Origin of the sequence: Pseudoalteromonas fenneropenaei, from assembly GCF_042643375.1 — a bacterium.
In the GTDB taxonomy this organism is placed as follows: domain Bacteria; phylum Pseudomonadota; class Gammaproteobacteria; order Enterobacterales; family Alteromonadaceae; genus Pseudoalteromonas; species Pseudoalteromonas fenneropenaei.
Genome location: NZ_JBHRSD010000029.1, coordinates 96,073 through 122,347, shown reverse-complemented (window position 1 = coordinate 122,347; position 26,275 = coordinate 96,073). Strand labels below are relative to the sequence as shown.

Below are 26,275 nucleotides of genomic sequence, written 5' to 3'. Positions count from 1 at the left end.
CAAAAACTGGTCGGTTTAGTCCTTGAAAAACTAGTCGATGTCCTTATTGGGTAAGAATAAAGGACCAAGTGGCTGCTTAGGAATGGCAAATTCCGCTGGATAGTCAACGTCTACTAAGTATAGTCCATTGGCTTTGGCTGTCGCGCTGGCTTTAGTACGGTCTTTTAACGCCAGTAATTCACTCATCCATTCTATCGGCAGTTTACCACTACCAATATCAAGCAAAGTCCCGGTGATATTGCGCACCATATGGTGTAAAAAAGCGTTGGCTTTAATATCAATCACCACGTAATCGCCTGTGCGACTCACATCAACATGATGAATATTGCGAAATGGCGTATGCGACTGGCAATGTACCGCGCGAAATGAGCTAAAATCTTGCTCGCCAAGCAGTGCTTGTGCAGCTTGGTGCATACGTTCAGCATCTAATTTTGGATAGTGATGAGTGATACCGCTACGTAAAATCGCAGGTCGAAACGCGTGATTTAGGATCACATAGCGATAACGGCGCGCGGTAGCGCTAAAACGGGCATGAAAATCGTCACTAACCACAGTGGCAAAGCGCACCGCGATATCGTCAGGCAGCTGCGAATTGACGCCTAAGGTATAAGCAGGCATGTCACGATTGGCATCGGTATCAAAATGCACCACTTGGCCTGTAGCATGTACCCCAGCATCGGTCCTACCTGCACAAAAAACCTCAACCGGATGAGCGCAAATTCGCGATAGCACAGTTTCCAGCTCTTGCTGCACACTGTTGACGTGGTTTTGTCGTTGCCAACCGCTGTAGTTAGCCCCTTGATATTCGATACCTAACGCGATACGCATATTTCTCACTCATCCTCAAAACTCAGGCGCGCATTGTATGCAAATCCGCACAACTTTAAAAGTAAAGGGCCTGATTTGGCCCTTTACTCATGATTACCACCGTAGGCGTCACAGCTCTTCGAGCTTAACTCGGTTTGATTTGCTCCATTAAAGTTTGAGCTTCTGCTTGAATGTGCTGCGGCCCATCGTTAATGACTGCTTGCAAGCTTTCCATTGCGGCTTCCAAGTCGCCAATTTCAAGATACGCTCTGGCAAGGTCAAGCTTTGCAGAGAAGCCACCGTCTTCGGCATCAACATCCACAGGGTTATCACCCGCCAAAAATTCCTCAAAATCACCAAGACCGACATCCATATTAACCGCGTCATAAGGTTCATGATCAAGTTCAGCTTCATCGCTTTGCTCTAGCAAAGACTCAATATCTAAAAACGCTTCGCTGGCAATTTCTGGCGTGTTTGAGGCGAGTTCGGCTTTTGAAGGTAAATCTTCGTCAGCGAGTAACGCATCAAAATCTACCGCAAATTCGTCAGCATCGGCATCCAATACCACTTCAGGCTCAGCCAGCTCATTTAGTAAAGCGTCGAAATCCGTCTGCGAGAAATCAGCCATGAACTCCTCGTCAATGGCCGCCTCATTAATATCTAATGCGACATCAGGCTGCTTAGCGGGTTCAGTTGCTGCTGGCTCTGTAACAGGCGCATCAGTGCCATTATGAGCTGTTGCCGTGCTATCAGGGGTGTCTTCATGCTCTTCTTCCTGCGTTGCATCGTCTGCTTCCCATTCAAACTCAGCACCATCTTGTTCTAAGGCGGCATCCAGATCGGCTAAAAAGTCTTCTGGTGATTTTGAGACTTTCTCCGCAGGCTCCGATGCAGGGGCTGCACCTTCAACTTCGCTGAGCTCGTCTGCAAAATCATCTTCGAGCGCAAATTCAGCTTCTGCTAAATCATCTTCGTCCATGATCAGCGCATCATCAGAGAATTCATCTGAGTCTAAAGCTGCAAGTAAATCATCCTCTAATGCTTCTGCCGATGTTTCCTCAAGTTGGCTGTCTGCAATGGCAAATTCGTCGTCTTCGCTTTCAGACTCAGCTACTGGCGCCTCTTCCTCAGTATCCGTGTCCTCTTCAGCTAGCAAGACTTCGTCAGCAAACTCATCTGAGTCTAAAGCTGCAAGTAAATCATCCTCTAATGCTTCTGCTGATGTTTCCTCAAGTTGACTATCTGCAATGGCAAATTCGTCGTCTTCGCTTTTGGGCTCAGCTACTGGCGCTTCTTCCTCAGTATCCGTTTCCTCTTCAGCTAGCAAGACTTCGTCAGCAAACTCATCTGAGTCTAAATCAGCAAGTAGGTCATCCTCTAATGCTTCTGCTGATGTTTCTAAGGCCGCTGGTGTCTCGTTGTCCAAGTCAAATTCATGCAGATCCAGTGTTGGTTCTTCACCCTCATCGACATCAACTAACTCACCTAAAGTAGGCTCTTCGGGTAACGTCGTGTCATCTGCCACTCGTTCATCTAAATCATCAAGGTTGAAGCTTTCTTCAGCGGCAAGCTCAAGCTCAGGGTAATCATCTAGCTCTTTGCTGGGCGTTACAGCGTCTTCAATACGCTCTTCTTCTTGCAATAAATCTATGTCTTCGACTAGCGGATCGTCGCCCAAGTCGATTTCTTGCTCAGCAACATCGGCGTCTAGAGGGTCGTCCCAAGCTGGAGCAACAGGCAATTCTTCCTCTTGTTGTTGTAATTCGTTCAGCAGTTCCTCAACGCTTTTAAGGCCTGCACTGTCGAATTCTTCTTCCGGTTCGCTTGAGTCAACAAAATGCTCGTCAAACTCTTGGGCATTTAGTTCTTCTGACAGTTGCTCCTCGGACGATTTTTCGCTTGGCAACCCTTCAGAACTGGCATCACTGCTCGTGTCTGGCACAGATGCGGTTTGCTGTAACGCATCCAGCTCAGCTAAAAGTTCACTACCATCAACTAAATCTTGATCTTCACCCTCTGCAAGTGGATCAAAACCCAACGCCTCGCGCGTCTCGTCCTCATCTTCATCACCGCCCAGCTCTTCACTACCGAACTCATCTTTACTAAGCTCTTCGCCACTAAGTAGTGCGTCAATTTCGCTGATAAGCGCTTCATCATCGTCATTAAGTTCAGAGTCCTCACTCAATACGGGTGATAACTCATCGGTGTTGCTTAACTCATCTTCTGCTGCTTCTAATAAAGCACTGATGTCCTCGTCGTTATCAAGCTCATCTGTGTCTGGCTCTAACAGTGAATCTAAGTCTTCTAGATCTAAGTCATCTAACGAATCGTCTTCTTCGAGAAGCTCAGGTAACGCCTCATCATCGGCTTCAGTGAGCGCAGCTTCTTGTTGTGGCGCTTCGTCTTTTGCTTTCAGTTCTTCCGATTCTGGCTCTAGCAATGAATCCAAATCATCAAGATCTAAGTCATCTAACGCATCGTCCTCTTCGACAAGCTCAGGTAAAGCCTCTTCATCAGCTTCAGTAAGCGCAGCTTCTTGTTGTGGCGCTTCGTCTTCAGCTGTCAGTTCTTCCGATTCTGGCTCTAGCAATGAATCCAAATCATCAAGATCTAAGTCGTCTAACGAGTCGTCTTCTTCGATAAGCTCAGGTAACGCTTCATCATCGGCTTCAGTGAGCGCCGCTTCTAGTTGTGGCGCTTCGTCTTCTGCTGTCAGCTCATCCGATTCTGGCTCTAGCAATGAGTCCAAATCATCAAGATCTAAGTCATCTAACGAATCGTCTTCTTCGACAAGCTCAGGTAACGCTTCATCATCGGCTTCAGTGAGCGCGGCTTCTTGTTGTGGCGCTTCGTCTTCTGCTATCAGCTCATCCGATTCTGGCTCTAACAGTGAATCCAAATCATCAAGATCTAAGTCGTCTAACGAGTCGTCTTCTTCGACAAGCTCAGGTAACGCTTCATCATCGGCTTCAGTGAGCGCGGCTTCTTGTTGTGGCGCTTCGTCTTCTGCTTTCAGTTCTTCCGATTCTGGCTCTAGCAATGAATCCAAATCATCAAGATCTAGCTCGTCTAATGACTCATCTAACGAATCGTCTTCTTCGACAAGCTTAGGCAACGCCTCTTCATCGGCTTCAGTGAGCGCAGCGTCTTGTTGTGGCGCTTCGTCTTCTGCTATCAGCTCATCCGATTCTGGCTCTAACAGTGAATCCAAATCATCAAGATCTAGCTCGTCTAATGACTCATCTAACGAATCATCTTCTTCGATAAGCTCAGGCAACGCTTTGTCATCAGCAACAGCGACCTCTTGTTGTAGCGCTTCGTCTTCTGCTGTCAGTTCTTCCGATTCTGGCTCTAACAGCGAGTCCAAGTCATCAAGATCTAAGTCGTCTAACGAGTCGTCTTCTTCGATAAGCTCAGGTAACGCATCTTCACGTAGAGCCGCGAGTGCTTCATCAGTTACTTCAGCGTGTTGCTCATCAGCAGCCGAATTTAGCAGCGCATCAATATCTTCTAGGTCAAAATTATCATCGTCCAGATTCGTTGGTGTTAGCTCACTCTCGTCCTGAACTCCATCAAGCAATGCATCTATATCTGCTTCGTCTTCTAGTTCGGTCGCTATTGCGTTTCCTTCATCAACCGACTCCTTTGTCGCGGCAACCTCGTCCAACAGCGAATCGATATTGTCTAGATCAAACTCTCCTTCATCATCTGCCGCATCGTCGAGAATGGCATCAATATCTACATCGTTATGCACATCAGTCGCCAGCTCTTCGCTAAGTGCAGCAAGGGCATCGTCGCTCACATCTAAAGTGTTATCGTCACCAATGTCTAAAGCATCGTCTTCGGCAGCTAATTCATTGAAAAGGTCGTCAATATCATCGGCACTTAAAATATCGCCTGAGTTATCTGGGCCTGCATCCAAATCGAGGTCAATCTCGTTTTCATGCTCTTCGTCAAAATTTTGTTGTAAGAAGTCGTCTAAGTCACCGTCATCACCGAGGATATCGGTGGAGGTGTCAATATCGGCGTCATCATCAAACGAAATATCGTCGCCAAGCAGGCTGTTAAGTTCGTCTTGATTGAGCGTATTGCTACCTTCTTCAAATGCATCTTCGTCTAAGTCATCGAACATGATGTCGTCGTCCGGCAGCATGTCGTCGTCAAGTTGCACGCTTGGCTCTGCGCTTGCCGCCATGGCGGCACCAGCAACTGCACCAACAGACGCAGCACCTGCTGCAGCTGGGCCTAAATCAAGCGGATCGGGGTCAGCTTTACGTGGTGATTGTGGGAGGAATTCATCATCGTCATCGGCAACCGCATTTTTAGCTTTGCGCTTGCGTAAAAATAGCACTAAGCCTGTTATCGCTAACAAGCCTGGGATAGTTGCCAGTAAAGCAATGGCAAGTGGACTGGTTAAGTCTAATCCGAGTTCAGTCCCCTGTTTTTTTTTTGCCTCTTGCTGCGCAATGAGTTCATTTTGAAGGTCAATCACTTCCTTCAATTGCTTTTGAATCTCACTGTCTTCACCAAGTTGTTTACGTACAGTTTCTAGCTCTTTCGAAATGGAGCCTAAATGCTTTTTCAGCTTGCCATTTTCTTCAAGGATTTCTTCAACGCTTTTGACTGAGTTCTTAAATTGATTTTGTAGCTCGACTAAACGCGCGTCTTGTTCGATACGAATGTCTTTGATCGCGGATTCAAGCTCTTGCTTGGCTTCTTCAACATCCACTTTACGGGCTTGGGTGACCTTTTTCTTAGCTTGCTCTATGGTGGCATTATCTAGCATGCCATTTTTTTTCATTTCCCATAGTTCATCGTCTTGCTCTGAACGCTGGCGAGCTAAATTGGGATTGATTTGTCTGATCTCGCCCATCGACGGGATCTGTAGATAGGCGCCACTGCGCATGTGATTGAGGTTTTGATCCAAGAAAGAATCAGGATTTTTCTCGTACAGAGCCACCATCACCTGATAAATAGTAACCGACTCGTCAGGACGCACTTTTGCGGCAATACGCCACAAGGTATCGGTGGGCTTAATTGGCCCGACTGCTCGCCCTTGCATGCCATAATCGACTCCTTTAGGGCCCTTAAGTGGGGTGCCCTCTTGGGCATGGCCCGGAGTCACTAGCAGTGCAGACGCTAAGATACAAAATAAGGCTAAACCGCGCATGCTGATCCTTTCTGTTCAAACATTTAAAATGGCAGCATTGCTCCACCATTTTAAAAAACTCATTGCAAACTACCAACACAGCAAGCTGATTGCCGTGGTATTGTTATTATTTCTATTAGCAAGCTCTATTCCACATGCAAACTATAAACCAGAAAGTGCTGAATATCCATTGCAACATATTGAAAATTAACATCCTTATCAGATAAAAGGATGACTCTCAAAAAGCAACTGTATTTCAAAAAGATAACGGGATAGCGAGGGTTGCCGCAAAGCGGCAATTTTTTGACAACCACTGAGCTGTTTGCCAGCTCAGTGGTTAAACTGTTACAGGTAAGATTCGATTAAAGCTTCAGCAATTTGCACGCTGTTGGTCGCCGCGCCTTTACGGATATTGTCAGACACAATCCATAAGTTTAACCCATGCGGGTGTGATAAATCCTGACGCACACGGCCGACGTAAACTGCATCGCTGCCGCTGGCGTCGCTCACTGGCGTTGGATAGTCTTGCTCGTCTTCAATCAATTCAACCCCTGGTGCGTCACGTAGCAAGTCTTTGACGTGTTGCAAGTCATACGGCATACGTGTTTCTAAATGAACCGCTTCAGAGTGACCATAAAATACCGGCACTCGTACCGCCGTTGGGTTCACCATCACTGTGCTATCACCCAAGATTTTTTGCGTTTCCCAAATCATTTTCATTTCTTCTTTGGTATAGCCATTCTCTTGGAATACATCGATTTGCGGAATGACGTTAAACGCGATTTGCTTTGGAAACACTTCGTTGTCCATCGGGCGACCATTCATCAAATTCGCCGTTTGGCGCACTAGCTCTTCGACAGCTTCTTTGCCCGCACCAGATACCGACTGATAAGTAGAGACGTTAATACGGTCAATACCATAAGCTTCATAAATTGGTTTAAGTGCCACCAGCATTTGAATGGTTGAACAGTTTGGGTTGGCAATGATGTTACGATTACGAAAATCCGCCAGCGCTTCTTTGTTTACTTCCGGCACCACTAATGGCACATCGTAGTCGTAACGAAATTGCGAGGTATTGTCGATTACCACACAGCCTGCTTCTGCGGCAATCGGTGCGTATTGCTCAGAAACACTCGCGCCTGCTGAAAACAACGCAATATGCGCATTGGCAAAATCAAACTCAGCCACATCCAACACGGTCAATTTTTTTCCGTTGAACTCAACTTCGTCGCCTGCGCTGCGGCTGCTTGCTAATGGATACAAGGTATCAACCGGAAAACGACGCTCTTGTAAAATTTCGATAATTTGTTTGCCTACCAGGCCAGTTGCACCTAAAACGGCAACATTGTATTTCTGTGACATGGATGTCCTCGTCGGTTAATGTGTTGCTACCACCGCAAAGCCGAGCTGCGCTAATACTGGCGCAAAATCGTTTGCATTGGTTATGGTCAACGTGCTGAATTCACGTCTAACAGGATAATTCTTTCTTAAATAATCAAAGCCATCTGCCGCTAAGCGGCTACGCAATAAGCCATCATCACGGCGCACATCGTAAATTAAATGCACCAAACGGCCTAAGTCGGCGTCTGTGAATGTTGCTTGCAACTGGCATGCAGTTACAGCTGGCTCAGGTAAAAACGCTGCCAATGCTTTATCTGCGTTTAACCCTTGTAATTGACACCAAGCTTGATAAAGCATTTGCGTGCCGCGAGCTTTGCCCTCTAAGGTGTGGCCAGCAATATGGACCGTAGCAAAACGCACATAAGCTAACAAATCGGTTAGGATATGCGGCTCGTTTTCCCACACATCAAGCGCCACTTGCCAGCCTGCACCACGCTGCAAATGTTGTAATAACGCTTGGTTATCTATCACATCACCTCGGCTGGCATTGATAAGCCAAGCATTTGGTTTCAGCCTTGCTAAACGCTGTGCATCTATTAAGTGCTTGGTGCAATGTGCACCGGTTTTCACTAACGGCACATGGCAAGTGACAATATCAGCCTCTGCCAATACCGTGTCCACATCCACGTGCTCTGGCAAAGAGCCAGCCTCATGACGTAACGGGTCGCATAACAACAATTTCATACCTAAGCTTGCGACTTTTTCACGTAAGCATTGGCCGATATTACCTACCCCAATAATACCTAAAGTTTTTCCCGCAAGTGGCGTGGCGTTTTCTTGGCTAAACGCCAACATCACGCTAATCACGTATTCCGCCACTGCAATGGCGTTACAACCCGGCGCACTGCTAAAAGCGATACCACGCTCGGCTAGATACACGCTATCAACATGATCCACACCAATGGTCGCGGTGCCAACAAATTTCAGTTTATTGGCATTTTGCAACATCGCGGCATTGACCTTAGTGACAGAGCGCACCAACAAGACATCAACGTCAATTAGTTGCTCAGGCGTGAGGCTACGGCCATCAAAACGGGTAACTTCACCAAATTCGGCGAAAAATGCTTCAACCAACGGCATATTCTGGTCGGCAAGGATTTTCATAAACGCTCTTTGTTATTTAGGGGCATGCTGTTAGATGGGTTATTGTAACCGAATAGCGAAAAAAAGGCAGGCGTTAAGCGATACAAATAAGAGGCATGGTAACTGGGAAAAAGTTGCAGATACGTGCCAGTAAAGCACACGTATCCACACTTAGGTTATCTAAAAATTAACTTAGAAGCGGGTTTTCACTCCCAAATTTACCGTGCTGCCGACACCTTTGACGTTATAGCTGCCATAGGCATACGATTGTGATTTTGCTGGATAATAGTCGAGGTTAAAGAGGTTATGTACCGCAAAGTAGCCTTGCCAATTGGCTGCAAATTGATAGCTGCCACTTAAGTTAGTCACAAAATAGCTGTCAACCGGCGCTTGATCCGCCACATACTTACCAGCACTATTTGGCGCAAAACGCTTACGATCACCGACATAAATGCTATCTAAATTTAGGGTGAGCGCATCGGTTGCTTGCCATTTTAGCGCTAACGTTGCCTTGGGTGCGCTTATCTGCCGCGCGCCTAAATAAGTGTCGGTATCGGTTTGTTTACCTTCCACATAGCTGTAGCTCGCCGTCATCGACAATGCTGGGGTAAATTTATGGCTTAACAGTGCCTCACCACCCCAGATTTCTTGTGGCGCACGTACTGGTTCGTAAATGCCAGTTTGCGCGTTAAATTTGTTGGAAGTGCCGAGCTCTGAGGTGCTACGAAATAGCGCCAACTCAAAGCGCGTGGTGCTGAATTGTGAACTAAAGCCCAGTTCATAGTTGTCGATAATAGCCGCTTCAGTTTGAATATCCGCGATATCGGTTACGGTTGCTGCGCGTAGCAACAAGCCTAGATCAGAAATATCGGCACCCTGTGAAATACTAATAAACGGACTAAAATACGCGTGCCAGTTATATTTAAGGCCAAGGTTATAGGTGGTCGCACGGTAATCTAAGGTGTCCCCTTTGACTTTTACTGCGGTTGAACATTGTGTTGGCGACGAGCAAAGTTTCAGGGTTTCATAATCATCAACCTCTAAGTCGATGTTTTCCTGCCTTACCCCAGCCTTTAACACTAAATCTTCGCCAAACAACCACTTAGATTGCACAAAGCCCGCCAAACTTTTCATGGCCATTTCTGGCACCCACATGCGGCCATCAACTAAAGGTTGCGAGCTGGTGTCTTCCAGCGCATCAATACCATAAATTAAAGTGGTGCTAAAGCCATCAAATTCAAAGCGCGAATTAAAGGTGGTACGCAAACCGGATTTTTCTGAGCGAATAATAGATTGGCCACCATCTAAACCTAAATCGGGATTAGCCAAACGCGGTGAGTAGAAGAACACGTTTTCAATGGTTTGCTGATAAACATCAATATTCAACTGGGTATTGTCAAAAAGCGCGTAATCAACGTACTTTAAGCTAAAGTTAGTGTTGCCATCGGGGCCTTGTGGCTTACCTTGTTTTTGTAGCTCCACTGGGACATGAATGGCATAGGTTTTTTCGCCACTATTGATGTCATTAACCACATCACCTAAATCGGTTTTTTGCTGCGAGCTATATTGGTTAAAGCTCACCGTTAGGCTTTTATCTTGGTCAAAATCGTACCCGACCTTAACAAAGACGTTTTCCGTTACCGCATCCGACAATCCATACTGCAAGCCTAAAATATCGCCTTCGGCGTCACGTTGTACGCCGTTTTCTTCATAACTAGCACTGACTAAGTAGTTGAACTGGTTGATTTGACCTTGCACTAACCCCGCAGCCCGCACACCTGCCGACTCAGCGGTTTTCACCGCACTAAAACGGCTGCTTAAACTTGCTTCGCCACTTAGCGCACTGCCAGCGCTGGCCTTTTTGGTAATAAAGTTGATAATCCCGCCCGCTGCGCCGTTACCATAAATCGACGTTGCCCCTTTGATGACTTCAATGCGCTCAATGGCACTGGGGTCAATGGTGCGTACATCCAAAGCACCGTTTCGTAGTGGTGTCGATTGCGGTACACCGTCTATCATCACTAACGGATTGCGGCCACGTAAGGTTTGCCCTGAGTTACTTGAAGAGCCCGTATCCGCTGCTAAACCCGGCACCAAATTCGCTAGTATGCTTTGCATTTCAGGATTAACGAGCATTTGCGCCTGAATATCCTGCTGAGTAATGATAGTAATGGACGCTGGGACTTCGTCCATACTTTCTGCCACACGTGAGCCTGTTACTACGATGCGCTCTGGAGGGATATCAGACTGCGAGTGAGTGTTATCAGCGTAAAGTGTGGTATGAACCATTAAGGCAAGTAAAGAGACAGAGGTAGTGCCAAGGCGCATGGCTGGTTTCCTTTTAACTATGATTGTTATTTGCGCGGGCATACTAAAACAGCAAGTTAATTATTGCAAATTGTTCTCATTGTTATTTTTACTGCAATATTTACCACGTACAGAAAACAACTACGTTGCAAGGTATTCAGGTGCCGATATTGCGGCGAAAAGACAGGAAAATCATGGATAAACAACAAACAAAAAAGCCAGGCTGAGCCTGGCTTTTTAGTGATTTTATCGCAACATTTATGCTTTGTACTTTTGCATCACCAACGTAGCGTTAGTACCACCGAAGCCAAAGCTGTTAGACATGACGATATTCAGCTCTGCGTCACGGCGCTCAGTTACGATATCTAAGCCTGCCGCTTCTGCGTCTAGCTCATCGATATTGATAGAGGGCGCCACAAAGTTATTTTCTAACATTAGCAATGAGAAAATCGCTTCATGCACACCAGCTGCACCTAATGCGTGGCCTGTCATCGACTTAGTTGAGCTGATGGCAGGTGAATTATTACCAAACAATTCTTTGATGGCGCCTAGCTCTTTCACATCACCAACAGGCGTTGAAGTGCCGTGGGTATTTAAGTAATCCACTTTACCATTCACGGTCGCCAATGCTTGCTTCATACAACGCACCGCACCTTCGCCTGATGGTGCAACCATGTCAAAACCGTCAGAGGTTGCACCGTAACCAACGATTTCTGCATAAATGTGCGCGCCGCGCGCTAACGCGTGCTCAAGCTCTTCAACTACCACGATACCGCCGCCGCCAGAAATAACAAAACCGTCACGGTTAGCATCATAAGTACGTGATGCCTTTTCTGGTGTTTCGTTATATTTGGTAGAAAGCGCGCCCATCGCGTCAAATTCCATGGCTAATGTCCAGTGTAGCTCTTCACCACCACCGGCAAAGATCACATCTTGTTTGCCAAGTTGAATTTGCTCAACTGCGTTACCGATACAGTGCGCAGAAGTCGCACAAGCTGAACTGATTGAGTAGTTTACGCCTTTGATTTTAAATGGCGTTGCCAAACATGCAGAAGTGGTACTCGCCATAGTACGTGGCACCATGTATGGTCCGACTTTCTTCACGCCTTTCTCACGTAAAATGTCTGCCGCTTCAACTTGGTACTTAGATGAACCACCACCTGAGCCAACGATGAGGCCAGTGCGCTCATTAGAGACTTGATCTTCTGCTAAACCTGAATCAGCAATAGCTTCTGCCATTGCGATATAAGCGAATGCCGCAGCATCGCCCATGAAACGGTGGGCTTTACGGTCAACAAACTCTTTCACATCGATATCAATTTTACCCGATACTGTGCTGCGTAAGTTGTATTCCACAAACTCAGGGTTGTGTGCAATACCGCTTTTGCCTGCTTTTAATGATTCTAGTACTTCTTGCTTGTTGTTACCGATGCTCGAAACCACACCGATCCCCGTAATAACGGCTCTTCTCATGGGAATTCCCTTAGAAATATACTTAATTGCAATTATTTTACGCTGAAACTCACTGCAAAGTGGTCAGCTTTCCAGCGTACAACCGTAAACTGAAATGCACTTTATAAATAACAACGGACGAAAGCAAAGAAAACTCGTAAAATAGTCGAACTCTTTGACTTAAATTAACCACTTTGGGGATAACTTGCGGCCATGATTGAACACGCCAAGATCCATTTTAACGAGCAAGGCACGCCTGTTGCTGATCTGTTTGACGACGTGTACTTCAGTAATGATGATGGCCTCGCCGAATCCCAATTTGTCTTTTTTACGCAAAATCGTATCGCAGAGCGATTACAAAACCATGACCGTGACCAATTTGTGATTGCGGAAACCGGATTTGGTACTGGTCTGAATTTTTTAATGGCTTGGCAACAGTTTAATGCACTTAAAGCCACTTGCCAGTTACCACGCCTACATTTTATTTCGTTTGAAAAATTTCCACTAACCCAAGCCGCCTTAGTACAAGCATTGCAAGCTTGGCCAGCTGTTGCGGAACTGGCTAACAAACTGTGTGCACAGTACCCGATGGCATTACAAGGTTGCCATCGCCTCGAATTTAATGACGGCGAAGTGGTACTTGATTTATGGTTTGGCGATGTAAAACAAAGCTTGCCGCAGCTTAGCTATGCGCGTGATGGTATCGTCGATGCGTGGTTTTTAGATGGTTTTGCGCCAAGTAAAAACCCCGAAATGTGGACAGCCGACCTGTTTACTGCCATGGCAAACTTAAGCCGCCACAGCGCCACTCTTGCCACTTTTACCGCTGCGGGTTTTGTTCGTCGTGGTTTGCAAGAGGCGGGTTTTACTATGCAGAAGCAAAAAGGCTACGGCAAAAAACGTGAAATGCTAGTTGGCAGCCTTAGTGCGCCTACTAGCAAAGGTACTGAGCGCCCGTATGCTGCCCACTCCCCTCGTAGCTTAGCCAATGTTGCCATTATAGGCGGTGGCATTGCCACCAGCAGCTTGCTCTATAGCCTGTGTAAGCGCGGCAAAAAGGTCAGTTTATTTTGTAAAGACAGCACCTTAGCACAAGGCGCCTCACACAATCGCCAAGGCGCGGTATATCCGCATTTACAAGCAGACTTTACCCTGCAAAGCGAAATGTATGCGCACAGCTTTTTATACGCCAAACGCCTGTACACGCAGCTTTTGACTGACGGCTTTCATTATGCCCATGATTGGTGCGGCGTGCTCATTCAAGCAGTCAGTTCAACCATTGCAGAGCGCCAAGCCAATATCATTGCCAAAGGCAGTTGGCCAAATGCGCTTATTCGCGCTGTAGACCTTGATGCGGCCGATAAGTTAGCAGGTGTACCCACAGGTTACAGTGGTCTTTTTATTGAACAAGCTGGTTGGGTAAGCCCTCCAGAACTCACCCAAGCCTTGTTTACCAAGGCTGCGAGTTTAAGCACCATTCATAGCCACTTTAACACTGAGATTAAGCGCCTTGAACAAACCACTGAAGGTTGGCTACTACATAGCAAAGACGCAAGCTTTGGCCCATTTAGCGATGTGATTGTTGCAATGGGCGAACATAGCGATGCTTTTATCCAAACCGCGCAATTGCCGCTTCATGGCGTGCGTGGGCAAGTCTCGCATATTGCTGCCAGCCCAAGTTCAAACCAGCTAAAAACTGTGCTGTGCCATAAAGGTTATTTTACTCCCGCACTAGATGGCCAACATTGCATGGGCGCCACTTTCGATAAACACAGTAAATCGCGCGCGGTGACTGAGGCTGACAACGACACCAATCGCAAACAGCTAGAAGGCTTTTACGGCACTGAACCTTGGTGCCAAGAATTAGGCGCTATAGTGAATGCCAAAGCTGCGGTGCGCTGCTGTTTTTACGACCATTTACCTATGTTAGGTGAAGTCATCGACGAGCAAGATTACGAGCACGCTTTTGCCAATTTACGTAAAGGTAAGCAGTTTGACTTTGCCCCGCTACAGCGACCACAGCAAGGACTCCATGTTTTTACTGGGCTAGGTGCGCGTGGTTTATGCTCAGCGCCTTTGCTCGCTGAACACTTAGTGGCAAGCTTGCTTGGTGAGCCTCGGCCATTGTCTCATCGCTTAAGCGAAGCGACCCACCCCGCCCGCTTTGTGATCCGCGCACTACTTAGAAAAGAACGTTAACCGCAAAAATAAACAGGGCTACCAATGCAGCCCTTTTATAGTTGTAAGTTCAATGTGATTAAGGGCGCGCGAGTTGAATAACCACGCGGCGGTTTTTACCACGGCCAATCACGGTCTCGTTGTCCGCGATATGGCGTTTTTCACCAAATCCTTCGGTATCGATGCGTTTTTCTTCCACTCCTAATGCCACCATATAATCTTTGATGGCTTTAGCGCGCTTTTTCGACAAGGTTAAGTTGGTTTCACGGCCACCGTAGCTGTCGGTATAGGCTGAGATCTCAATCATCGCAATTTCTGGGTCGTTTTTAAGATACTCGCCTATCATATCCAAGCGCTTTTGCGAGTCTTTGGTCAGCTCGCTAGAATTGGATTTATAATTCATCACGGTAAAGGCAATGTCTTCAAAGCTGTATGGCAGTAGCTCGTCACGGCATTGCAAAAACGCCCAATATGCTTGCTTAAAGTTGACCGACGACAAAGCGACGCTCACTTGGTCAACGCTATTTTGCCAATCTTTATAATAAAAGGTGGGGAAATTGCCCTTCTCTAACTCAGTGAGCATTTCCCAAGCGTTGGCATTGCCAAGCTCACCATCAAATTTTTTCAGTAACTTCATGGTGGCGAAGTCGCGCGCAGGTAAGCCGGCGCGCCATGCAGGCGGTACAGACTGGACACCGGCAAACTGATAGCTCTCGGGCCGCACAACCATATCAAGATTGAAGTTCAAATCTTTGTTTTTACTGGCTTTGACTGAGAATATCGCATCACCATAATAAGGCACTTCATGCTGAAGCTCGCAGGCTAAACGCTTGCTTTTATTGACGTTCCAATGCGAGGTGTCAGCAGTGGCGGAATATTGCCGCATTGCAGCAGCAGTATTTAAACTCACGCTGCCGACAAGCATACAGAGCATCGCGGAGATAACCTTTTTTGCTGCACGATTATTGAGAGTTTGCCGAATATACTGCACTTTTATCACCTATTTGTTTCACTATCTGCTCGTCAGAGAACTGCCAGATGTGCTCAGACACGCCTAACTATATCGTGATTATGCAATAGCTGTGCCTTGATTTTCAGTTATCTGACCAACTGGGGCTGGTCAATCACTGCATAACTTTGCGATAATACCGCGCTCTACTAAGCAAAAACTAGCAGCAACCAACAGTTATGACGCATACTGAGCCAACCACTACCCTTTTTGCCAAGCGCTTTCGCGGCTTCTTTCCTGTCGTTATCGACGTTGAAACCGCAGGCTTTAACAAAGATACTGATGCGCTGCTAGAAATTGCCGCCTCTACCTTAAAAATGGATGACAACGGCCTACTTAGTATAGATCAAACCATTCATTTCCATGTTGCACCATTTGAAGGCGCCAATATTGAGAAAGCCGCAATAGAATTTAACGGCATTGACCCGTTTTCACCACTGCGTGGAGCGGTTGACGAAGACGAAGCCATTAAAGAAATTTGCAAATTAGTGCGCAAAAAACAAAAAGACGCGGGCTGTAGCCGCGCGGTCGTCGTGGCGCACAATGCCGCGTTTGATCATGGTTTTTTAAATGCCGCAATAGAGCGCTGCCATATCAAGCGTACACCGTTTCACCCGTTTGTCAGCTTTGATACTACGTCGTTAGCTGGCCTTGCTTTGGGGCAAACAGTGCTGGCCAAAGCCTGCCTTGCTGCGGGGATTGAATTTGATAATAAACAAGCACATAGCGCACTATACGACACTGAACGTACCGCTGAATTATTCTGTTATATTGTAAATCGTTGGCAAGCATTAGGCGGTTGGCCTTTAGCCACAGTTGATGATGGCACTGAAAACGAAGCCGAAAGTTCAACTGAGTAAGCGAACTGATTTAGTCTAAATTGAGCGTACCCCACTGCGCTAGGTAGCAAATTGTTGGGTGATCTTACCCTCATCCAACTTCAGCATATGCGGTGGGTAAATGCGCGAAAACAGCATACAGTCCCGCGCAATTTTTAACTCCACCCCAGGGTGCATCAATTCGTTGACTTTCACTCGACTCATCGCCAACAAACGTTTGATTTTTTGCTGCACCAACTGAGTATTGCGACGATTACGCGCCATATGTAACGAGAGTTGCTTTTCACCAGCAGCCAACTTTTGCAAATACATATCGCGCTTGGTTGATTTAGGTGATTCATGCGCCTTTTGTTTAGCTTGCTGTAGCGCTACGGCTTTGGCTGCCAATAACTTTTCAAACTCTTTAAACTGCTGCTGCTTTTCACGCAGTGAATGCCAATCTTGCGCAATTGAAATACGCGTGCGAGTGCCAGATGGTGCGCCAATTTCACCGGTTTCAATACGCATCGCATCAAGGATATTGCCGCCGATGATTTTACCGCGTGGCGTTTCGCCTTTACCAACCCGAATAAGGCGCCGCGAGCTTAAGTCGCAGTGCAAAGCTTGCTTATCAATAAACAAGTCTTGCTCGCTGTGGATTTTACAATACTGAGCGTAACCAATAGAAACCGTGCGTTTGGCGTTAATCGAGCAAGAAAACGGCTCACCTTCCCCGCGCTTACGGCCTATGGCACCAAGTACCACAGTGATCGCACCATCACACTCAAGCGATGCCGATTCAACAAAACCAATTACCGTAATATCGCCGCTGGCTTTTACTTTCATCCCATCTTTAATATCACCGCTGACAATCACGCTACCATCAAACTCGACATGACCGGTGGTTACATCAATATTTTCATAGCACAGCACATCGTCAACCCGCATACCACGTGGCTGCGCCACCGGCACACCTTTGGCATCGGCAATTAATAAATTTGGATCACTGGGGTCGATGCGCGTACCGTCGAATACTTGAATTTCAAAATCGCGCCCAGGTTTTGGCGCTACGGTATCGCCAAACACTGTAAAACCTTCTTCGCCCGGTGTAGCTGGCACCCGTTTCATCAGGGGAGTACCCGGTTTAACCGTAATAATAGCGCCTAAGTCGCGCATATCGACTTTGCCACCATCGCGTTCTTGGGGACTGAGAATTCTGTCCTGCGCTGTCATACACAACCGCACAAAACGCGCATCACAACCATCTTTTGGCCGTTGTCCATGGGCAACAATCGCGCTATAGGTAGTGCCTGCTTCTAACTCTAACTGCTGGCCTAGGAATTTATCGAGCGCCTGCCGGTTAACACCGCGCACCACACCCGCTTGTTTGAGAATAGTTTGGGCTTGGTCGACATTGACCAGTTTGCCACCAAAAGCCGTGGTGATACGTGCTTCTGCAAGCATATTGTTATCGCTAACACGCACCGTCATTTGCGCATTCACTGCATTCGCGATAACCAAGGAGGTTTTGCTTTGGTCGTGACTAGGATTAAACAAACTACCAATATTGGCATGGATCAGCTCAAAATCGGCATAAGCAGACTGCTCCAGCAGCTCAACAAGCTGAGCACTGGTAACTGGAAACCCCGATTCCTTCGGATGACTAACTAGGCTTAATTGCCCTGATTGTTCATCGAAACTAAACAGCGACATGCACAAACTTCCGATCAAAGACTCGATTTTGTTATTGTTATATACTGCTTGGGCTATTTGAGCACAGATGTATGACATTGTTAAGCATTTGCAATTACACAATGATACAAAATATAAATGATTGTAAACAAGAGTAGCACACAAATTAGCCAAGTGACTCAAATAAAACAAATTACCGATAAACGTGCTTGAGTTGCGTCGCTAAACTCAGCTATACTTGCTTTACCAATCTGAACAAGATTCAGGGGCCGATTAGGATTCGACGGAATTCAAGAAGCCTGAGGTGCATGTCGAGGACGCGGTTGGCCTCGTAAAAAAGCCGCATTTAAAGTAATCGCAAACGACGATAACTACGCTCTAGCGGCATAATAGCCCGCTAGCACTCTCCCAAGCTCTCTTGTGGGCCTGGATTTTGAGTGTCACCCTACACAAGATCGCTACGGAAACCCTGGCCGGGGTTGAAGGGTTAAACTGAAGCGGCCTCGCCTTTATTAATCGTGTCTGCCCGAGTTTTAAAGGTTAACCAATAGGCAAGACTAAGCATGTAGGACCGAAGGTCGAGGCTTTTCGGACGGGGGTTCAAATCCCCCCGGCTCCACCAAATAAAAGCAAGTTAAAACAGCCAGTTAGAGAGAAATCTTTAACTGGCTTTTTTGTTTCTAGCATCATAGTGTCCACATCGTGCCCACATTTTTTTAGAGTGGCAGCAAAAAGAGAAGCGAGATTTAGGGTGATATTTATTACCCTTACGTAAAAACTTTACCGCGAATAACTTCAATGTTTTTGGTCATGCTACCGCCCAGCTGATATCCGACGATTTAGATCACAACTTTGAAAACCAAGTGTCATTTCCATTGTATTAACTTAACATACGCATCGCTAACACTTTACTTTCTAGGAATGCTATCAACATGGATGAATATCAGTATCTTATTCTCACTTCGTACCTCGGAAAGTGGATTGATAAAACGAATGAAATCAAATCCCTTACACCATATCGTTCTGGTTACAATGTCGAGTATAAGGACGGCATTTATAAATATGGCCACTCGAAGATAAAAGTCCTTACTAAACCTGAAATCGTTGCTGTTGGCGATCATGATATTTTTGTCTATGGCAAACCATTAAGAACAGGCACATACACAGTTTTAAAGTTTACAGATTACTTTTGTGTGTTTATTGACGGCAACAAAACGCACTATCCAATTGCAGCAGTTTCTTTTGTGAAAAATATTGCCCAAACACAAAAAACATTGGAAATAGTTAAGTACTATGCAAAGCTTGCTCATCTGAAAAAAGATGAAAAAGGCTCTCAACATTTACATTATTATTACTCCAATAAACTCCGACTTATATCTGATGATTCAATAGCGGCAAGATTTATAGACAGCTGTAGTCCCTGCTATATTACACACAACGAAACGCTTATTTTTCCATTTGGTATTAATCTTTCTCAACGTCAGGCATTGAAAAACGCTTTAAACTCACAATTAAGTTTAATTCAAGGGCCTCCAGGTACAGGTAAAACTCAAACTATCTTAAATCTTATTGCCAATTTGATCATGCAAGGTAAGTCTGTTGCTGTTGCTGCGGGTAACAATTCTGCCGTAGCTAACGTACATGAAAAACTTGAAAAGTCTAATCTTGGCTTTTTAGCTGCGGTGCTTGGCAGTAAAAAGAACGTCGATGCTTTTTTTGAGAACCTCCCTACAAGACCTGATATGTCTGAATGGCATATTCCACCCGCTCAACAATCGTCTATTAAAAAAATTTTGGCCGAGCTAGATACGCGGATAACAGAGCTGCTAGAAAGTAAAAATCTCCTCGCAAAAGAAAAGTCGTACTTAGATAAGTTGACTCTGGAGAAAAGATATTTCGACAAAAACTTTGGAAGTGTTCCCTTAGAGTTAGACAGATTGTCAATCTTTCAAAGGTGGCAAACTCCCGCAATACTCAATTTTATGGCGGACTTTGAATACCACTCTCAGTTTGACATCTTAACTTGGAAGACCAAACTTAAATGGCTATTCAAATATCGCATATATAAATTTAGTGAACTAAACGACTTCGAACAAGATGCATTCAAACGGCTCATTAGTAAATTTTATCAATCAAAAATAACGGAAACAGAGCAAGTTATATATTTACTTGAACAAAAACTTGACACTGAAGGCTTTGAAACTCTTTTAAAAAGACAGAGCGAACTATCCATGAGGCTTTTCAAATCATTCATTGCCAACAAGTATTATGGTAAAATTTTTAAATCAACCACGCCAGATAATTATAACAAACAAGGACATCAAGATTTTATAATACAGTTCCCTGTTACTTTGAGCACGACGGACTCCTTAATATCAAATAAACCAAACACGGCTTTGTTTGATTTTTTGATAGTAGATGAAGCTTCGCAGGTCAACCTACTCTCTGGTTTTTTGGCGATGTGCTGTGCTAAAAATATGGTTGTTGTAGGAGACATCAAACAGCTTCCGCATATAGCAGAAGAAGAGCTTAAGATAGATATCCACTGTGAGTTTGGGCAAACATCACCTTATGATTATAAAAGAAACAGTTTACTTGCTAGCCTAACCAAACTATTTCCCTCTAGCCCAACAACGCTCCTCAAGGAGCACTATCGTTGCCATCCAAGAATCATCGAATTTTGTAATCAGAAATACTATGGTGGTGAACTTGTCGTTATGACCGAAGGGCATTCCGAACCATTCAAAGTCATTAAGACTGAGAAGGGAAATCATGCAGCACCTGTTTTGGATAGCAAAGGATTGATTAACCAGAGAGAAATTGATGTTATTGAGCAAGAAGTCCTACCAATAGAATTGGCCCATACCTCGCCTGAAAATATTGGTGTGATCACCCCTTATCGTGCACAGGCGGATAAATGTAGCGCCCATTTCAATCAAATTGGTATAGACGCAAATACTGTACATAAATTTCAAGGTCGTGAAAAAGATGCAATTATTTTTACCACCACAGCAAATAAAATAAATCGACACATAGACCAATCTGAATTAATCAATGTTACAGTGTCCAGAGCAAAAAATCGTCTTACTTTTGTTTCATCACAAAATCTAATAAAAGAGCATGGCACCAATATTGGCGACTTAATGCGCTATATTGACTATCAATCGGAGAGCCAAACAATATACGAAAGTGAAGTTGTTTCAATATTCGACTGCTTGTACCGAGAGTATTCAGAAAAACTAAACACATTTATGAGCAAAGTAAAACGAAATTCAGAATTCCTTTCTCAAGACTTAATGTCAACATTGATTGATGAACTACTTAGTAGTGGGAATTATTCATGCTTAACATATAAAAAGGACTACTCGCTAGCATTCCTATTTAGTCGGTTCGACGTGTTTACAAATCAAGAAGCTCAGTTTATCCAACATCCTTCTAGCCATGTCGATTTTATCTTTTATAACACTATGGACATGCTGCCTGTGCTAGCAATAGAAGTTGATGGTTATAATTACCATGACCTCAACCCACTTCAACTAGATAGAGACGCGATTAAAAATAGCATTTTCAACAAAGCAAAAATACCGCTATATAGGTTTTCAACCAAAGGTAGCACAGAAAGAGAAAAGTTAGTTGAGTTACTATCTCCTTGGAAAGTGTCCACGGATTAAATACGACATTCATAGGTAAAGTCTAAAACTTGCTGTAGCACAACAACTATAATTCATAAAATTTTAATACAGTTTTACGCACACTTCGCCTCCAGTCATCTAGAAAATGCGATTAGGTTAGGGCCAAACATTAAAATTTGAAAAGTATCTGTCCAATCTTATAGTTTGGGCAATAAATAGCCTGCATCGTGGTCTGGCGCATAATATCTTAAAGTTCTGTGATAGCATATTATTAATGCTTGCTTTGTTTCGTAATAGTTCAGGTAAAGTTGTGCTTTAAGCTCTAATGTATCACATGATAACTCTTTCGTGGCTACAAGATTTGACCACGCACGAGCCACAGCGTTGGTAAGTTTGGGAAAGTAGTCAATCATCCGCTCTTTATTCAAAAGTCGATAGCTCTTTTCATCTTCAGACAATAATCTGTGAATCAAATCTGAAACTGAAGTTTCTGGATTGATTCGTAATATTTCGAACCCACCTTCTGCAGGCTCCAGCCAAATATACTCGCCATTTCGGAAACCTACTTTTCTAGTACTTGTAAGTGCTTTAGAAATTTTATTTTCGAATTCTTTTTTTTCCTCTATTGTCATTTCGCTAAGTAATAAAGTAGATTCATAACCTAAAAGAAAAAACAAAATTTCGTCCCTTGCCCGTAACGTTCTTGACGCTGACAAAACTGACATTGCAAAAACTTCCTTCTGATGCTCTCTCGGAATAACGTATATAAAGTATTGGAGAACTATTGCAGCAACTATCGAATAAGAAACATTTGTAAGAAAATTAGAAAAATCAAAGAAACAAACAAACAATGTTAAGTTAACACCCAATATCAATGAGTTTTGATTAATCTCATCATCTGTAAGAAAGGCACGAAGAAAGCGCCCAAAAGACCTCTTAACTCTAGCTAAAACTCCGCACTTTGGATTTGAACTTAAAACACAAACAAAATACTCACTAAAAAACCTCCTTGGATTTGCGATTAAATATTTTACAACAAAGTTAAAACAAAATAAAAACAACACATACAAGGCATATTTTAAATAACTCACTTCGCTTCCATCTATTAAATTGCCGAAAATATTAATAATGAAGCTTTCCAATTGTGGATGAGAAAGTATAAATTCTACCAAACCAATTAAGAAATATAGAATGGAAAATGTGATAGCCACAAATATAGTTGCAGCGATTTCAACTGTTACTGACCGGATATTAAACGACATAAGCTTGCAGATGGTAACGGAACATTAACCACATACTGCCCACATTCGTTATACCGAGCAAGGTACAAACAGATTACACCAGATTACAGGCCATTGATTTAATTGTAAGTTATTGTTTTTAAAAGGCAGGTAATATGAGCGAAGCATTTTCAAAAGGACGTCCCCCCGGCTCCACCAAATAGCACGACTGAAACCCCATTAAAACACTTGATTTTAATGGGGTTTTGTTTTTTGTGGTGTTTGAACAATGTCTCTATGAGAACTATAACGGGGCATGATATGTCCCGTTATAGTCCCGCATATTTGAAGGCTTAGCTTTGTCATATTTTAGCGTCACTCAATGCGCCCACACTCTCCCTTATCCTCGGTACGGCAAAATCTAAAAAACAACGCATTTTTAGTGGCATTATACGTTTTTCGCCATGCACTAGATGGATAGGAACGGGAGCAGGTTCGTATTCGGGTAAAATCAGCGTCAACGCGCTCGATTGTAACGCCGCATAAACTTGGTAATGCAATTGCTGGGTTACCCCAACACCGTCGATGGCGGCTTGTAGCGCGCATTCACCATTGGTGACCTCTAAACGTGAGGTAATAACAGGTGTTATGGTCTTTTGTGTTTCTGGGTGTTGGTACTGCCAATGCGGTGTTGGCATTGCACTTTTAATGGTAATACAAGGTAAATGTGGTAAATCAGCTGGGCTTACAGGTTGCACGTATTGGCTTAGCAACTGCGGGCTTGCACAGGTAACCGTGCGTATTGTACCTACCGCGGTGGCGTATAAACTGCTGTCGGGTAGTGCACCAATGCGCACCGCCATATCGATATGTTCATCAAGCAAATGCAAATTTCGGTCAGATAAATTGAGCTTAATATTGATATCAGGGTAAGCGGCTAAAAACTCGCTTACCACTGGCAATACATGTAGCCGACCAAACATCACTGGCGCGGTAATAACCAGCTCCCCTTTGGGAGTTTGATATTCTCCCAGTGCGTGCTGCTCAGCCTCGGCAACTTGTTCTAAGATGCGTTTGGCTGCTGCTAAATAACCCTCTCCCGCATGGGTTAAAGTAAGCGCTCGCGTAGTACGTTTTAACAGACTCACGCCAAGCTGCTTCTCAAGCTCAGCCACTTTACGGCTCAAGGTGGCAAGTGGTATATCCATTGCCTTGCTGGCCGCAGAAAAGCTCCCCTGTTCAATCACTTTGACCAACATCGCCATAGCAGCCAGTTTGTCCATTGATGCGCCCCGCTTTTATTATTCCAATTATTGAGAATATGATTCTTAATTTAGCTAGATTATCTTTAATTTTGTTGTATGTCATATTTCTGCATGTTGAAAACACCATATTATTGGAATTGTAATGACAGTAACGAATCCCATTCCTCACCCAGCCATGGCACTCAGTTATGACCATGTTGGGATCCGCGTCTCAGACCGTAAAGCCGCGCTCGCCTTTTATGAGCAATTGGGTTTTAAAGAAACGTTTCACTTTGCCGATGGCGAAGCGAATGAAATGGTTACCCCGGCTGGGGTGCGCATTAACCTTATTTTTAATGGTGCAAAGCAACCAAAGCAGCACAATGTGTTGTTAGACGCGCCAATCAAACTACCGGGCATCACCCACCCCGCCTTTATCGTGGCAGATCTCGCTCTGTTACAAACTTGGCTAGAAGCACAGCAAATTCACATCACCGAAGGGCCAAAACAACTTGGCCCACGCCGCATTACGCTGTTTATTCGCGACCCAGACGGTAACGTGCTGGAATTTAATCAATTATTAGAACAGGAACCAACATGAAACTCTATGACCTTACGCTTTCTGGCAATTGCTACAAAGTCCGGCTGTTTGCTGCCTTAGCCAATATAGATTTAACCTTAGTGGCGGTAGATTTTATGGCGGGCGAGCATAAATCAGCTGAGATGTTGGCTTTAAATCCGTTTGGTGAAATCCCCATTTTGGTAGACGATAAAATCGTCCTGCGTGATGCGCAAGCTATTTTAGTGTACCTTGCCCATCGTTATGGTGGCGAAGCATGGTGGCTAGGTGAGGCACATTTACAAGGGGAAGTAGTGCAATGGCTGAGTGTGGCCGCCAATGAAATTCAGCACGGCCCCAATACTGCCCGTTTAATTGAAAAATTCAACGCGCCAAAAGATAAACACCGCGCCATCGCGCAAAGTAAGCAAATACTGACGTTACTTGAGCAGCATTTGTCAGCTAACTCGTGGTTAGCAGCTGGTCGCCCTACCATAGCTGAATGTGCCGTATTCCCTTATGTGGCATTAGCTGAGGAGGGCCGCATCAGCCTTGCTGCCTACCCAAAAGTGAATGAGTGGCTGTTGCGCGTCAAGCAACTACCTAATTTTGTCGCCATGCCGGGAGTGTAATCGGCGCTTAGATGGCAACGCACAACAATTGTCATTTCAAAGCCAGCCAAGTTTAAACTTGGCTTGCTTTACCCTCTGCCGAGGTTGATTAAATCTAGCGTGGACACTCAGGTTACAAACTGAATTTATCCGCAAAGAAATCAATAAATGCCTTGATGCGAGAAGCAACTGCAGAGTTTTTGTAATACACCGCATGGATCTCTTCCCTTGGATTTGGGCTCATCACGCTATTTGGCAAGACTTCCACCAGCCGATTGTTGTCTAGATCTTTGCGGATCATAAAATTAGATAACAGTGCAATGCCGTTACCGTTTAGCGCCAACTGCCTGATGGCCTCGCCATTACTTGCGCACAACGTGGCTTTCATTGCAATATCTTGTTTTAAATACCAATTATTTAATTTTGGCGCGTCAGCAAAACCGATCAATTGATGCTCCTGTAACTCATCAAGCTGTTTAGGAGTGCCATATTTAGCGAGGTACCGCGGGCTTGCGACCATATGCAGTGTGCTGCGGCCTAGTTTTCTGGCGTATAAATTGGAGTCCGCCAACTTGCCAATGCGAATGGCCACATCGGTTTTCTTTTCAATCAAGTCCACAATATTTTCATTGGAGATCAAATCCAATTGTAACTTTGGGTAGTGACGTTGAAAGTCTTCAACATAGGGTATAACTTGGTGAAACAAAAATGGACTGGCGGCATCAACGCGCAATTTGCCTTGCGGCTTACCTTTAAGATTATTTAGCGCTTCCTCGCCACGGTGCAGTAAATCTAGGCTGTCTTTTGCATAATGTAAAAAGACATGCCCAGCCTCAGTTAGCTCTACGCGTCTGGTACTGCGGTTAAATAACACTACCCCTAACTCTCGCTCAAGCCGCGCGATAGCCCGAGATACCGTCGCCACTTGGCTATTCAGTAAATTTGCCGCACCACTAAAGCTACCGCAGTCCACCACAGTGATAAAATGTTGTAGATCTTCAGTTTTAGATTTAGCCATAACCACACGTTTCACTTTAGTTGATTTAATGCAGTCTATCGCAAGAAATGAAATAAACTAAAGCCGATTATTACACTTTTAACAAAATTGTTTTG

At 44.8% G+C, this 26,275-nt stretch carries 17 protein-coding genes and 1 other RNA gene; 7 read left to right on the top strand and 11 right to left on the bottom strand.

All coding sequences use genetic code 11. From position 1 onward, the window contains the following. Positions 1–30 precede the first annotated feature (30 nt). Both truA and ACFOEE_RS15725 read right to left on the bottom strand, forming a co-directional pair. On the bottom strand, positions 31–828 hold the full coding sequence (gene truA, locus ACFOEE_RS15730) for a tRNA pseudouridine(38-40) synthase TruA (RefSeq protein WP_377126355.1): 798 nt from the start codon (positions 826–828) through the stop codon (positions 31–33). 124 nt (positions 829–952) lie between these two features. Beyond that, positions 953–5,977: a FimV/HubP family polar landmark protein gene (locus ACFOEE_RS15725; RefSeq protein ID WP_377126352.1), complete on the bottom strand. Its 5,025-nt coding sequence runs from the start codon at positions 5,975–5,977 to the stop codon at positions 953–955. Between ACFOEE_RS15725 and ACFOEE_RS15720 the strand changes: the two genes are divergently transcribed. Next, positions 5,976–6,167 carry a hypothetical protein gene (locus ACFOEE_RS15720; protein ID WP_377126349.1) on the top strand — a complete coding sequence of 64 codons (192 nt, stop codon included), beginning with the start codon at positions 5,976–5,978 and terminating at the stop codon, positions 6,165–6,167. The two genes, ACFOEE_RS15725 and ACFOEE_RS15720, sit on opposite strands and share 2 nt — an antisense overlap. Positions 6,168–6,301: 134 nt before the next feature. Here ACFOEE_RS15720 and ACFOEE_RS15715 read toward each other — a convergent pair whose 3' ends face one another. The 4 genes from ACFOEE_RS15715 to fabB all read right to left on the bottom strand — a co-directional run bounded on the left by ACFOEE_RS15715 (position 6,302) and on the right by fabB (position 12,220). Then, on the bottom strand, positions 6,302–7,318 hold the full coding sequence (locus ACFOEE_RS15715) for an aspartate-semialdehyde dehydrogenase (protein WP_377126346.1): 1,017 nt from the start codon (positions 7,316–7,318) through the stop codon (positions 6,302–6,304). Positions 7,319–7,333: 15 nt separating this feature from the next. After that, positions 7,334–8,461, bottom strand: a complete 1,128-nt coding sequence (locus ACFOEE_RS15710) for a 4-phosphoerythronate dehydrogenase (protein ID WP_377126343.1) — start codon at positions 8,459–8,461, stop codon at positions 7,334–7,336. 171 nt (positions 8,462–8,632) lie between these two features. Then, positions 8,633–10,768, bottom strand: coding sequence for a TonB-dependent receptor (locus tag ACFOEE_RS15705; RefSeq protein WP_377126340.1), 2,136 nt, complete (start codon positions 10,766–10,768; stop codon positions 8,633–8,635). A 237-nt stretch (positions 10,769–11,005) separates the two neighbouring features. Next, positions 11,006–12,220 carry a beta-ketoacyl-ACP synthase I gene (gene fabB / locus ACFOEE_RS15700; RefSeq protein ID WP_377126337.1) on the bottom strand — a complete coding sequence of 405 codons (1,215 nt, stop codon included), beginning with the start codon at positions 12,218–12,220 and terminating at the stop codon, positions 11,006–11,008. Positions 12,221–12,412: 192 nt separating this feature from the next. Here fabB and mnmC point away from each other — a divergent pair, with 192 nt between their 5' ends. Further along, positions 12,413–14,398, top strand: coding sequence for a bifunctional tRNA (5-methylaminomethyl-2-thiouridine)(34)-methyltransferase MnmD/FAD-dependent 5-carboxymethylaminomethyl-2-thiouridine(34) oxidoreductase MnmC (mnmC, locus tag ACFOEE_RS15695; protein WP_377126334.1), 1,986 nt, complete (start codon positions 12,413–12,415; stop codon positions 14,396–14,398). Positions 14,399–14,456: 58 nt separating this feature from the next. Here the strand turns inward: mnmC and ACFOEE_RS15690 are convergent, their stop codons facing one another. Further along, entirely contained in the window at positions 14,457–15,311 is an 855-nt protein-coding gene (locus tag ACFOEE_RS15690; RefSeq protein ID WP_377126688.1) for a flagellar protein MotY, read from the bottom strand. Positions 15,312–15,565: 254 nt separating this feature from the next. Between ACFOEE_RS15690 and rnt the strand changes: the two genes are divergently transcribed. Further along, a complete protein-coding gene (rnt, locus tag ACFOEE_RS15685) occupies positions 15,566–16,246 on the top strand; it encodes a ribonuclease T (protein ID WP_377126331.1) in 681 nt (226 codons plus the stop codon). A 39-nt stretch (positions 16,247–16,285) separates the two neighbouring features. Here rnt and ACFOEE_RS15680 read toward each other — a convergent pair whose 3' ends face one another. After that, positions 16,286–17,917, bottom strand: a complete 1,632-nt coding sequence (locus ACFOEE_RS15680) for a DUF342 domain-containing protein (protein ID WP_377126328.1) — start codon at positions 17,915–17,917, stop codon at positions 16,286–16,288. Positions 17,918–18,161: 244 nt separating this feature from the next. Between ACFOEE_RS15680 and ssrA the strand changes: the two genes are divergently transcribed. After that, positions 18,162–18,518, top strand: a transfer-messenger RNA (tmRNA) gene (gene ssrA, locus ACFOEE_RS15675). Between the two features lie 310 nt (positions 18,519–18,828). Then, positions 18,829–21,567, top strand: a complete 2,739-nt coding sequence (locus ACFOEE_RS15670) for an AAA domain-containing protein (RefSeq protein WP_377126325.1) — start codon at positions 18,829–18,831, stop codon at positions 21,565–21,567. A gap of 158 nt (positions 21,568–21,725) precedes the next feature. On the opposite strand, the gene ACFOEE_RS15665 is transcribed toward ACFOEE_RS15670, so the two are convergent. Continuing rightward, positions 21,726–22,790, bottom strand: a complete 1,065-nt coding sequence (locus tag ACFOEE_RS15665) for a hypothetical protein (RefSeq protein WP_377126322.1) — start codon at positions 22,788–22,790, stop codon at positions 21,726–21,728. A 320-nt stretch (positions 22,791–23,110) separates the two neighbouring features. Next, positions 23,111–24,031 carry a LysR substrate-binding domain-containing protein gene (locus tag ACFOEE_RS15660; RefSeq protein ID WP_377126319.1) on the bottom strand — a complete coding sequence of 307 codons (921 nt, stop codon included), beginning with the start codon at positions 24,029–24,031 and terminating at the stop codon, positions 23,111–23,113. A gap of 124 nt (positions 24,032–24,155) precedes the next feature. Between ACFOEE_RS15660 and ACFOEE_RS15655 the strand changes: the two genes are divergently transcribed. Both ACFOEE_RS15655 and ACFOEE_RS15650 read left to right on the top strand, forming a co-directional pair. Beyond that, complete coding sequence (locus ACFOEE_RS15655) at positions 24,156–24,593, top strand: VOC family protein (RefSeq protein ID WP_377126316.1); 438 nt, start codon at positions 24,156–24,158, stop codon at positions 24,591–24,593. Further along, positions 24,590–25,183, top strand: coding sequence for a glutathione S-transferase family protein (locus tag ACFOEE_RS15650; protein ID WP_377126313.1), 594 nt, complete (start codon positions 24,590–24,592; stop codon positions 25,181–25,183). Before ACFOEE_RS15655 ends, ACFOEE_RS15650 begins: the two co-directional genes overlap by 4 nt. Positions 25,184–25,295: 112 nt before the next feature. Here ACFOEE_RS15650 and ACFOEE_RS15645 read toward each other — a convergent pair whose 3' ends face one another. Continuing rightward, the gene (locus tag ACFOEE_RS15645) at positions 25,296–26,180 is read right to left on the bottom strand and encodes a LysR substrate-binding domain-containing protein (protein WP_377126310.1); all 885 of its coding nucleotides are present in this window, start codon (positions 26,178–26,180) and stop codon (positions 25,296–25,298) included. Positions 26,181–26,275: the final 95 nt, after the last annotated feature.

Coding starts and splice junctions, on each gene's coding strand:
- ACFOEE_RS15710 (WP_377126343.1), bottom strand. CDS start 8,461: ATGAAAATCCTTGCCGACCAGAATATGCCGTTGGTTGAAGCATTTTTC.
- ACFOEE_RS15720 (WP_377126349.1), top strand. CDS start 5,976: ATGCTGATCCTTTCTGTTCAAACATTTAAAATGGCAGCATTGCTCCAC.
- ACFOEE_RS15670 (WP_377126325.1), top strand. CDS start 18,829: ATGGATGAATATCAGTATCTTATTCTCACTTCGTACCTCGGAAAGTGG.
- ACFOEE_RS15715 (WP_377126346.1), bottom strand. CDS start 7,318: ATGTCACAGAAATACAATGTTGCCGTTTTAGGTGCAACTGGCCTGGTA.
- ACFOEE_RS15665 (WP_377126322.1), bottom strand. CDS start 22,790: ATGTCGTTTAATATCCGGTCAGTAACAGTTGAAATCGCTGCAACTATA.
- ACFOEE_RS15690 (WP_377126688.1), bottom strand. CDS start 15,311: ATGCTCTGTATGCTTGTCGGCAGCGTGAGTTTAAATACTGCTGCTGCA.
- ACFOEE_RS15705 (WP_377126340.1), bottom strand. CDS start 10,768: ATGCGCCTTGGCACTACCTCTGTCTCTTTACTTGCCTTAATGGTTCAT.
- ACFOEE_RS15660 (WP_377126319.1), bottom strand. CDS start 24,031: ATGGACAAACTGGCTGCTATGGCGATGTTGGTCAAAGTGATTGAACAG.
- ACFOEE_RS15655 (WP_377126316.1), top strand. CDS start 24,156: ATGACAGTAACGAATCCCATTCCTCACCCAGCCATGGCACTCAGTTAT.
- ACFOEE_RS15725 (WP_377126352.1), bottom strand. CDS start 5,977: ATGCGCGGTTTAGCCTTATTTTGTATCTTAGCGTCTGCACTGCTAGTG.
- rnt (WP_377126331.1), top strand. CDS start 15,566: ATGACGCATACTGAGCCAACCACTACCCTTTTTGCCAAGCGCTTTCGC.
- truA (WP_377126355.1), bottom strand. CDS start 828: ATGCGTATCGCGTTAGGTATCGAATATCAAGGGGCTAACTACAGCGGT.
- ACFOEE_RS15645 (WP_377126310.1), bottom strand. CDS start 26,180: ATGGCTAAATCTAAAACTGAAGATCTACAACATTTTATCACTGTGGTG.
- ACFOEE_RS15650 (WP_377126313.1), top strand. CDS start 24,590: ATGAAACTCTATGACCTTACGCTTTCTGGCAATTGCTACAAAGTCCGG.
- ACFOEE_RS15680 (WP_377126328.1), bottom strand. CDS start 17,917: ATGTCGCTGTTTAGTTTCGATGAACAATCAGGGCAATTAAGCCTAGTT.
- mnmC (WP_377126334.1), top strand. CDS start 12,413: ATGATTGAACACGCCAAGATCCATTTTAACGAGCAAGGCACGCCTGTT.
- fabB (WP_377126337.1), bottom strand. CDS start 12,220: ATGAGAAGAGCCGTTATTACGGGGATCGGTGTGGTTTCGAGCATCGGT.